This window comes from Mesorhizobium sp. B1-1-5 (assembly GCF_006443065.1).
Lineage (GTDB): Bacteria > Pseudomonadota > Alphaproteobacteria > Rhizobiales > Rhizobiaceae > Mesorhizobium.
Genome location: NZ_VFWS01000168.1, coordinates 1 through 8786, shown reverse-complemented (window position 1 = coordinate 8786; position 8786 = coordinate 1). Strand labels below are relative to the sequence as shown.

Genomic DNA, 8786 nt, shown 5'->3' with positions numbered 1-8786 from the left:
GAGCTGCCAATCTCCCCCCAAGAGGGGGAGATGTCCGGCAGGACAGAGAGGGGGCGAAGGAACTCGACGTAAGTGGTCGAGCCTTATTCCCCGCCCACCGTCTCCTCGTAAACCTCCGGCTTGAACCCAACGATAACGCCATCCCCCACCTCAAGCACCGGCCGCTTGATCATCGTCGGCTTGGCGAGCATCAGCTTCCTCGCCTTCTTCTCATCGAGCGCTTCCTTGTCCTTCTCCGGCAGCGCGCGAAAGGTCGTGCTGCCTTTGTTGAGCAGCTTTTCCCAGCCGACCTTGCCGATCCAACCGCTGAGCCTCTCCGCCTCGATCCCCTCTGCCCGGTAGTCATGAAAACGATATGGCACGTCATGGCTCTCCAGCCAGACGCGCGCCTTCTTGATCGTGTCGCAGGTGGTGATGCCATACATGGTGATGGTCAAGACGGGCCTCTGTCACATGAGCTTTCGAATCCGGCAGGAGCCTAGGCCGGCCCTATAAGCTTTGCCAGCGCGCCGGCGCGATTTTGCTGGGGCACGGTGGCCGACCAGCTTGCGGATTACGTGAAGACGATTTGAGAAGCAGACATGGCGACCGGAACACCAGCCCGGTCGCCATCTCTGATTTCAAGTTTACGTCGCGAAAGAAGCGAGACGCCTCAGGCCGATCGGCTTCAGTAATAGAAACGCTCTTCGCTGATCTTGCCGTTCTTGACGGTATAGAGGCCGACCTCATCCATCTTGACGCGCTCGCCGGTCGATTTGGGCGTTATGTCGAAGCTGAATCGCAGCGCAAACTGGTCGCCATTGACATAGGGACCCTCGATCGAGCCGCCGTGAACCTCGTGGTTGGCTTCCCACCAGGCGCCCTTTTCTTTGACGGCCTCCTTGCCGTTGCAGACGGCCATCGGCCCTTCCATCGCCTCGTAGCTGACGATGTCGTCGGCATTGTATTTCGCGGCAGCGCCGTGGTTGTCGCCTCGCTTGAGGAGCTCGGTGAAATCCTTGGCAATTTCGGCAGTGGTCATGATTTCCTCCCGGTTTGGACCAGACATCAAGTAGGTATCGATCGTTCGCCTGCCATCGACGGCCCCCTCCACAGGTGACAAATCCTGTCAGGATGGTGAGGCTTGCGCGCTGATGATAAGGACGATTCGAGATGCTCACATGACAGCATGCGCATCGTCCCGATCGGTCAATTGCCAGCGCCTGATGACCTGGTATCGATTCTGACGCAGGAAGCTGTGTATCAACACGAACTCGCGCACAGTCCAACCGATCGGCTCAACTGCCCGCTCCTCAATTTTCGGAACGCGTGCTTTGTCACGCAGCAAAGTAACATGCGGCGCCATTGAATTCGGGACAAAAGGCTGCAACGGGCTATCGAAAAGCGCTGCCGTGAACGCCCGCCAAAAGGCTTCAAATTGTGGAACGCCATCACTTGCCCGCAAGACCAATGCACCACCGCCAAAGGCCGACAGACGGTTGAAAGAGACATCAAAGACCTGGGCTCGTACCAGTGAGCCCGCGTAGCAGGCATCCTCAACCAAAAGCCTCGGCAAGCCGTCGTAATCACCGAGCATGACAAGCGAGATATGGCGATGACTGGGACGAACCAGCTTGCCTCCAAGCCCCAACTCTCGTTGCCAAGCCACAGCACGCGATTCCAGGATAGGGGCGATCATCTGTTCGGCAAGGATGGCGAAGAACAACCGATCAGTCGGATCGTGGCTGGCTCGATCCCACCGGAAAAAAGCTTGGCCGTTCCTGCCGATCCCGTACCACGGTTCTCCATTCATGGCTGATCCTTTCGGATATCATCCAAAGGATCAAAATAGAACAAAACAAGAACAAACTACAAGGGAGAATAACACCCGCGTTCGATCGCAAGCCGCCGCACCAGCGCCAGCACGGTGTTAATGGTCGGCGTTGGTTGGCCGGTCAGCCGGCCGAGCTCCTGCACGGCGGTGACCAGCGCGTCGATCTCCATCGGACGGCCGCGCTCGAGGTCCTGCAGCATCGAAGTCTTGTGCTCGCCGACGTCGCCGGCGCCCTTGATGCGCCGGTCGACGGGGATGAGGAAGCGCACGCCGAGGCGCTCACCGATCGCCTGCGCCTCCAGCATCATGGCGCGGGCGACGGCGCGTGTCCCCTCGTCTGCGACGATGGCCGCAAGCGTGCTGCCGGTCAGCGCCGAGATCGGATTGAAGGAGAGGTTGCCCCAGAGCTTCACCCAGATCTCCGAGCGGATGTCCTCGCGCACCGGCGCCTGCAGTCCGGCCTTGACCATTTCGCGCGCTAGCGCGGTGGCTCGCTCGCTCTTCTCGCCCGAAGGCTCGCCCAGCGAAAAGCGCATGCCTTCGACATGGCGGATCAGGCCCGGCGCATCGACCTCGACAGCGGGATAGACGACAGAGCCGATGACGCGCTCGGCCCCGATGCGCTGCCAGATCGCGCCACCTGGATCGACCGCGTCGAGCCGCGTGCCTTCAAGCGCGCCGCCCACCTTGTAGAAGTACCACCAGGGCACGCCGTTCTGCATGGTGACGACGGCTGTCCCCTCGCCTAAGAGCGGCGCGATCTCGTCCAGCGCCGGCGCCAGCGAATGCGCCTTCAGCGCCAGCACGACATAATCCTGCCGGCCTAGCTCCTCCGCGCGTGCCGCCGCCCTGACCTGCGCCACCGTTTCCTTGCCGTCCTCGATCAGGCGAAGGCCGCCGGCCTTGATGGCTTCCAGATGCGCGCCGCGCGCCAGGATGGACAGATCGACCGAGCCGGCAATCGCCAGCTTCGCGGCGAGGTAGCCGCCGATCGCGCCGGCGCCAAAGACTGTGACGCGCATCAGCCGAGCCCGAGCTTGGCCGCCAGCCCGATGCGCTGCAGCTTGCCCGTCGCGCCTTTCGGGATCTCGTCGAGGATCACCACCTTGCGCGGCACCTTGAAATCGGCGAGCCGGGTCGATGCAAAGCCACGGATATCGGCCTCGCTGGCGCTCTGGCCTTCGCGCAGCACGACGGCGGCCGCCACCTCCTCGCCCAGCTTGTCATGCGGCATGGCGAAGGTGACGACCTGCGCCACCGCCGGATGATCCATCAAAACGCCGTCGACCTCGAGCGGCGAGATCTTCTCGCCGCCGCGGTTGATGATCTCCTTCAGCCGGCCGGTGACGCGCAGATAGCTATCCTCGTCGAGCACGCCCTGGTCGCCGGTGTGGAACCAGCCATGGGCGAAGGCGCTGGCATTGGCATCCGGGTTCTTCTCGTAGCCTGCCGTGACGTTCGGTCCGCGAATGACGATCTCGCCGACCTCGCCGGCTTTGAGCAATCGCCCGTCCGGCGCCATGACGGCGACCTCCGGTCCGGCCGACGCGCCGACGCTGCCGGGCTTGCGCAGGCCGGGCGGCAAACGGTTGGACGCCATCTGATGCGCGGCCTCGGTCATGCCGTAGGCCTCGATCACCGGGCAGCCGAAGGTCTTCTCCAACTCGGCCATCACTTGCGCCGGCAGCGAAGCGGACGACGAGCGGATGAAGCGCAGCTTCGCCTCGGCGAGCTGTTCGGGATTGCGGGCGGCGCGCGGCAGGATCGCCTGATGCATGGTGGGCACGGCGGTGTACCAGCTGGGCTTGGCTTCGGAGAGCCACTGGAAGAAACGCAGCGCGTTGAAGCCCGGTGTGCAGAAGACGCTGCCGCCGGCGGCGAGCGAGGACAGCACCGCGGCGATCAGCCCATGGATATGGAAGAGCGGCATGATGTTGAGGCAGCGGTCGGCCGGCGTCAGGCCGAGCGTCGCGCCGATATGTGCCGCCGACGCCGCAAGGTTGGCGTGGCTGAGCGGCACCAGTTTCGGACGCGACGTGGTGCCGGAGGTGTGGAGCAGCAGCGCGACATCGCTTTCCGCGGCGAAGCCAGACGAGACCGGCGATCCAACCGGCTCACCCTCGATCCTGAAGGTTCCGGACGGCGCGCCGTCCGGCACCAGCAGCCGCAGCACCGGGATACCGAGGCGCTCGGCGACTTCGACCGAAGGACCTGCCTCATCCTTGCCGACGAGGATCGCCTTGACGCCGATATCGCTGAGATAAAAATCGAGCTCGTCGGCCCGGTAGGCCGGGTTGAGCGGGGCGGTGGACGCAGCCGCCGCCACGGCGATGAAGGATGTGGCCATTTCCGGGCCGTTCGGCAGCACGATGGCGACGCGGTCGCCGCGGCCGATGCCGAGCGCGTTCAAGCGCGTCACGGTATCGCGGATCAGTCGGCGCAGCCCGCCATGCGAGAGTGCTGCCCGTTCGGGTGCGACGATGGCCGGCGCGTCGTCGGCGCCGGGGGCAAGACGATGGGCGAGATCGGTGGCGTTTTCGCTGTTTGTCATGGTTCCAGACTATGTTTCGAACGATCGGCTTATGTCCAGCAAAGGCCTGCTCAATATCCGAGCGCCAGGCCGTCCTTGCGCGGATCGGATGCGCCGGTCAGCGTGCCCTTTTCCCAGTCGATCAGCACCGCCTGCCCACCGCCCAGCGGATGGTCGGGCTCCACGATACGATGTCCACGCCGGCGCAGGCCTTCGATGGCCTCGGGATGCACGCTGCGCTCGGCCTCGACAACGTCGTGGTTGTAGAACACCCGCGCCGCATCGATCGCCTGCTGCGGGTCCATGCCGAAGTCGATCATGTTGGTCAAAAGATGCACATGGCCGAAGGGCTGGTAGCCGCCACCCATCACGCCGAAAGGCATGAGGGCGCGGCCATCCTTCGTCATCATGCCCGGCATGATCGTGTGCATCGGCCGCTTGCCGGGCGCTATCACATTCGGGTGCTTCGGATCGAGGCGGAAGCTCGAGCCACGGTTCTGCAGCACGACCCCGGTCTTCGGGCCGACGACGCCGCTGCCGAAGGAATAATAGGTCGAGTTGATGAAGCTAACCGCGTTGCGGTCGCGGTCGACGACGCTGATATAGACGGTGTCGCTGCCGGGAAGATCGAGGCGCGGCAGATCGGCCATGGCGCGCTCGGGATCGATCGCGGCGCGCAGACTGTCGGCATAGGCGCTGGAAAGCAGCGCCTTGACCGGGACATTGACATGATCCTGGTCGGCGAAAAACGTATCGCGATCCTGATAGGCGAGCCGGCCCGCCTCGATCTCGAGGTGCAGGCGCGCGGCGCCGTCCGGATCGAGCTTGCCCAGCTCGAAGCCCGAGAGCACGTTCAGCATCAGAAGCGCGGTGAGGCCCTGGTTATTCGGCGGCATCTGGTGGATGTCGTAGCCGCGATAGGAGGTGCTGACCGGGGTCCGGTAATCGCCCTTGGTGGCGGCGAAATCGTCGAGCGTATGCAGGCCGCCGAGCGCGCGAAGCCGTCCGACCAGATCCTCCGCGACCTCGCCTTCGTAGAAACCGGCGCGGCCCTTCTTCGCGATGATGCGCAGCGTCTCCGCCAGCTCCGGCTGGCGATGGATATCGCCGGCCTTGGGCGGCTTGCCGCCCGGCAAAAAGATGCGCGTCGCCACCTCGTCGGCCGTCAGGTCGGTCTCGGGATCCTCCCAGTCGAAGGCGACGCGGTCGTGCACGACATAGCCTTCTTCCGCGTATCGGATGGCCGGAGCGAGCGCGTCGGCCAAACCTTTGCGACCGTGATCCTCCAGCAGCCGGCACCAGGCGTCGACGGCGCCTGGGATTGTGACGGCGTGCGGACCCTGCTTCGGAAGCTCGCTAAATCCCTTGTCCAGATACCAGTCGACCGTCGCGGCCTTTGGCGCACGGCCCGATCCGTTGAAGGCAAGCACGTTCGCGTCGCCCTTGGGGCAGTAGAGGACAAAGCAGTCGCCACCGACGCCGGTCGACTGCGGCTCGACCACCGCCTGCACCGCGGCCGCGCAGACCGCGGCGTCCATGGCGTTGCCGCCGGAGCGCAGCATGTCGATGGCGGCCAAAGTGGCGAGCGGATGCGAGGTCGCGGCCATCGCCTCGGTGGCGCGGACCGGGGAGCGGCCGGGAAACTGGAAATCACGCATGCGGGTCTGGGTATCCTTGTATCAACGTCCGCGGCCGAAAAGCTAGGCAGCGGACAACAAGACGATCGATAGCACGTCGCAACGGCGGCGATCGTCGGATCGATCTGGTCGCGCAGCCCTCTTCGTCATTTTCGCTTCTCCAACCGATGTCCCGCCGTCGTTGATTTGGCATGCGGATTTGTATACAATTTTGAGTGTAATTCGTCGAAAGCCGATGTCAACGTCGGACGTGCGGTTGACCGTTGGAGGCGGGACGCTTGGGCAAGGAGAGAAAGAACACGTTGCGCGACTCGGTGTTCGAGGCGCTGAAGGCTCTGATCATCACCGGCCAGATCCCGCCGGGCGGCCGCGTGACGGAAAGCGAAATCGCCGAGCGCCTGAAGGTGAGCCGCACGCCGGTGCGCGAGGCCTTCAACCGTCTGGAGCGCGACGGCCTGGTGATCGGGCGGCCGCGCCAGGGCTATGTGGTGGCCGAATTCAACCTGACCATGTTCCGCGAGGCTTTCGACATCCGCGAATTGCTCGACGGGCGCGCGACCGAATTGGCGGCGGCGAACGCGACCGCCGCCGACAAGGCGCGGCTGCGCGAGATGCTCGCCGAATGCGAGCGGCTGGCGGCGATCCCGGATCGCAGCACCAGGGAGAAATTCGAGGAACTCCAGGTCGGCATCGACCTGCACCGGGCGATCGCCGAAATCAGCGGCAACGAGATGCTCTACGGCATGCTCTGCGGCATCCTCGACAAATGCCAGCAATATGTCTGGACGGAGCTGTTGTGGCTGGACGAGTGGAAGCTCACCCGCGAGGAACATGCCGGCATCGTCGACGCGATCTGCGCCGGCGATGTCGCGCAGGCCGGCGAGCGCGCCCGCGCGCATGTGCGCGGCTCGCGCGAGAACATCCTGCGCCTGCTGCAGGCCAAGTCCGACTATCAGGGATTCTTCGCCAAGGCGTCGTGAGCCTAGGCCCGTTCCATCAGCTGGAAAGCATGGGGCAGTTGGCGCCGCGCCGCACGCTAACATAGGCTACGTCGCCGACGCTGAATTGAGTACCGTCGGCGCGGCGGGGCGCGTCGATGACGATCGGGATCCCCTGTCCGAGCTCGGCATGCAGGCGCAGCGTGCGGCCGTGGAAGACGACGCCGCTGACACGTGCCGGCGCGGTGCCTTCGCCGGCTTCACCGACAACCAGGAGATCTTCCGGCCGCACGCCGATGGTTCGCGTGTCTCCGGCGGCCGGCGTCTCGCAGCTGTCTGAGATCGCCTCCAGCGGCAGGTCGCCGGCGGCAAAGCGCAGGCGCTCGCCGTCGCGGCCGACAAAGCGCGAGTGCAACAGGTTCATCGTGCCGATGAAGGAGGCGACGAAACGCGTTGCCGGACGGTCGTAGAGCGTGGCCGGCGGCGCGATCTGCTCGATGCGGCCCTTGTTCATGACGACGATACGGTCGGAGATCGACAGCGCCTCGGTCTGGTCGTGCGTGACCATGACGAAAGTGGTGCCCAGCCGCGACTGCAGCCGCTTCAATTCCACCTGCATCTGCTCGCGCAGATGCGCGTCGAGCGCCGACAGCGGCTCGTCGAGCAGAAGCACGCGCGGCTCGCAGACGATGGCGCGGGCTAAAGCGACGCGCTGGCGCTGGCCGCCGGAGAGTTCGGAGACGCGGGCGCGCAGCTTGTCGGCGAGCCCCACCATGTCGAGCGCCTCGCGGACGCGTTTGGCCTGCTCGGCGCGGGTGAGCTTGCGCAGCGACAGGCCGAAGCCGACATTGGCCGCGACGTCCATATGCGGAAACAGCGCATAGTCCTGGAAGACGGTGTTGACCGGCCGGTCGAAAGGCCGCAGCCCGGTAATGTCGCGGCCGTCGAGCAGCACATCGCCGCTGGTCGGGCTCTCGAAGCCGGCGATGACGCGCAAGCTGGTCGTCTTGCCGCAGCCGGAAGGGCCGAGCAGGGTCAGGAACTCGCCCGCGGCAATGTTGAGATCGACCGCATCGAGACCGACCACACCACCCGGAAAAACCTTCGATATCTTGTGGAGACGAACGAGCGCGTCAGGCGCCATCGCGCACCTCGGACGGCTTTGTCGTGTTGACCCACAGGATCTGGCAGCGCTCGGCGCCGGGATTGCGGAAGGCATGCAGCAGCGTGCTCTTGAAGGCGAAGCTGTCGCCGGCTTTCAGCAGATAAGTCGTGGCGTCCACCACCAGCTCGACTTCGCCGGTCATGACGAAGCCGAATTCGTGGCCGGCATGGGCGTAGGCTTCCGCCGTGCCGCCGCCGGCCTCGACCGTGACCAGCATGCCGGTCAGCGTCGCCGCCGGCGGCGACAGCAACGCCTTGGCGATGCCTTCGGATTTCACCGGGATCGAGCGCCGCTTGTCGGCGCGCACGCAATAGAGATCGTTGACCGCCTCGTTGCCGTCAGCGATCAGCGCCGAAGGCTCGATGTCGAGCGCCGCGGCCAGCGGCCAGATCACCTTGACGCGCAGCGAGGACATGCCGCGCTCGATCTGGCTGAGCGCGCCGATGGAGATGCCGGCCTTGGCCGCGAGCTCGGCCAGCGACAGCTTGCGCTCGAGCCTGAGCGCCCGCACGCGCCGGCCGACGCGGATATCGGCATCGTCTTTCGACCTCTCGGCGGCTTCGTCAAAGACATCCATGCAATGGTCCTCGCTTAGTCTCTTCACCGGTGCGGCGCAGCGCCGCCAGGCTCCCCCTTCTCCCCTTGTGGGAGAAGGTGGATCGGCGCGCAGCGCCGAGACGGATGAGGGGTGATCCAGCGAGGG

9 protein-coding genes are annotated in these 8786 nt (G+C 65.0%); 1 reads left to right on the top strand and 8 read right to left on the bottom strand.

Annotation, left to right across the window (positions count from 1 at the left end; all coding sequences use genetic code 11):
* Positions 1-83: 83 nt before the first annotated feature.
* The 6 genes from FJ980_RS28090 to ggt all read right to left on the bottom strand — a co-directional run bounded on the left by FJ980_RS28090 (position 84) and on the right by ggt (position 6001).
* Positions 84-437, bottom strand: a complete 354-nt coding sequence (locus tag FJ980_RS28090; protein WP_140546913.1) for an ArsC family reductase — start codon at positions 435-437, stop codon at positions 84-86.
* Between the two features lie 230 nt (positions 438-667).
* Positions 668-1021 carry a nuclear transport factor 2 family protein gene (locus FJ980_RS28085; protein WP_140546912.1) on the bottom strand — a complete coding sequence of 118 codons (354 nt, stop codon included), beginning with the start codon at positions 1019-1021 and terminating at the stop codon, positions 668-670.
* Between the two features lie 135 nt (positions 1022-1156).
* Positions 1157-1792 carry a 2'-5' RNA ligase family protein gene (locus FJ980_RS28080; RefSeq protein WP_140546911.1) on the bottom strand — a complete coding sequence of 212 codons (636 nt, stop codon included), beginning with the start codon at positions 1790-1792 and terminating at the stop codon, positions 1157-1159.
* 56 nt (positions 1793-1848) lie between these two features.
* Positions 1849-2835, bottom strand: coding sequence for a 2-dehydropantoate 2-reductase (locus FJ980_RS28075; RefSeq protein ID WP_140546910.1), 987 nt, complete (start codon positions 2833-2835; stop codon positions 1849-1851).
* On the bottom strand, positions 2835-4364 hold the full coding sequence (locus tag FJ980_RS28070; RefSeq protein WP_140546909.1) for an acyl--CoA ligase: 1530 nt from the start codon (positions 4362-4364) through the stop codon (positions 2835-2837). The genes FJ980_RS28075 and FJ980_RS28070 overlap by 1 nt, the downstream gene beginning before the upstream one ends.
* A gap of 50 nt (positions 4365-4414) precedes the next feature.
* The gene (ggt, locus tag FJ980_RS28065) at positions 4415-6001 is read right to left on the bottom strand and encodes a gamma-glutamyltransferase (RefSeq protein ID WP_140546908.1); all 1587 of its coding nucleotides are present in this window, start codon (positions 5999-6001) and stop codon (positions 4415-4417) included.
* Positions 6002-6258: 257 nt separating this feature from the next.
* On the opposite strand from ggt, the gene FJ980_RS28060 reads away from it, so the two are divergent.
* Positions 6259-6960, top strand: coding sequence for a GntR family transcriptional regulator (locus FJ980_RS28060; protein ID WP_181181322.1), 702 nt, complete (start codon positions 6259-6261; stop codon positions 6958-6960).
* Between the two features lie 16 nt (positions 6961-6976).
* Here the strand turns inward: FJ980_RS28060 and FJ980_RS28055 are convergent, their stop codons facing one another.
* Together FJ980_RS28055 and FJ980_RS28050 are read right to left on the bottom strand one after the other, a co-directional pair.
* Positions 6977-8062, bottom strand: a complete 1086-nt coding sequence (locus FJ980_RS28055; protein ID WP_140546906.1) for an ABC transporter ATP-binding protein — start codon at positions 8060-8062, stop codon at positions 6977-6979.
* The gene (locus FJ980_RS28050) at positions 8052-8660 is read right to left on the bottom strand and encodes a cupin domain-containing protein (protein ID WP_140546905.1); all 609 of its coding nucleotides are present in this window, start codon (positions 8658-8660) and stop codon (positions 8052-8054) included. Before FJ980_RS28050 ends, FJ980_RS28055 begins: the two co-directional genes overlap by 11 nt.
* Positions 8661-8786 lie beyond the last annotated feature (126 nt).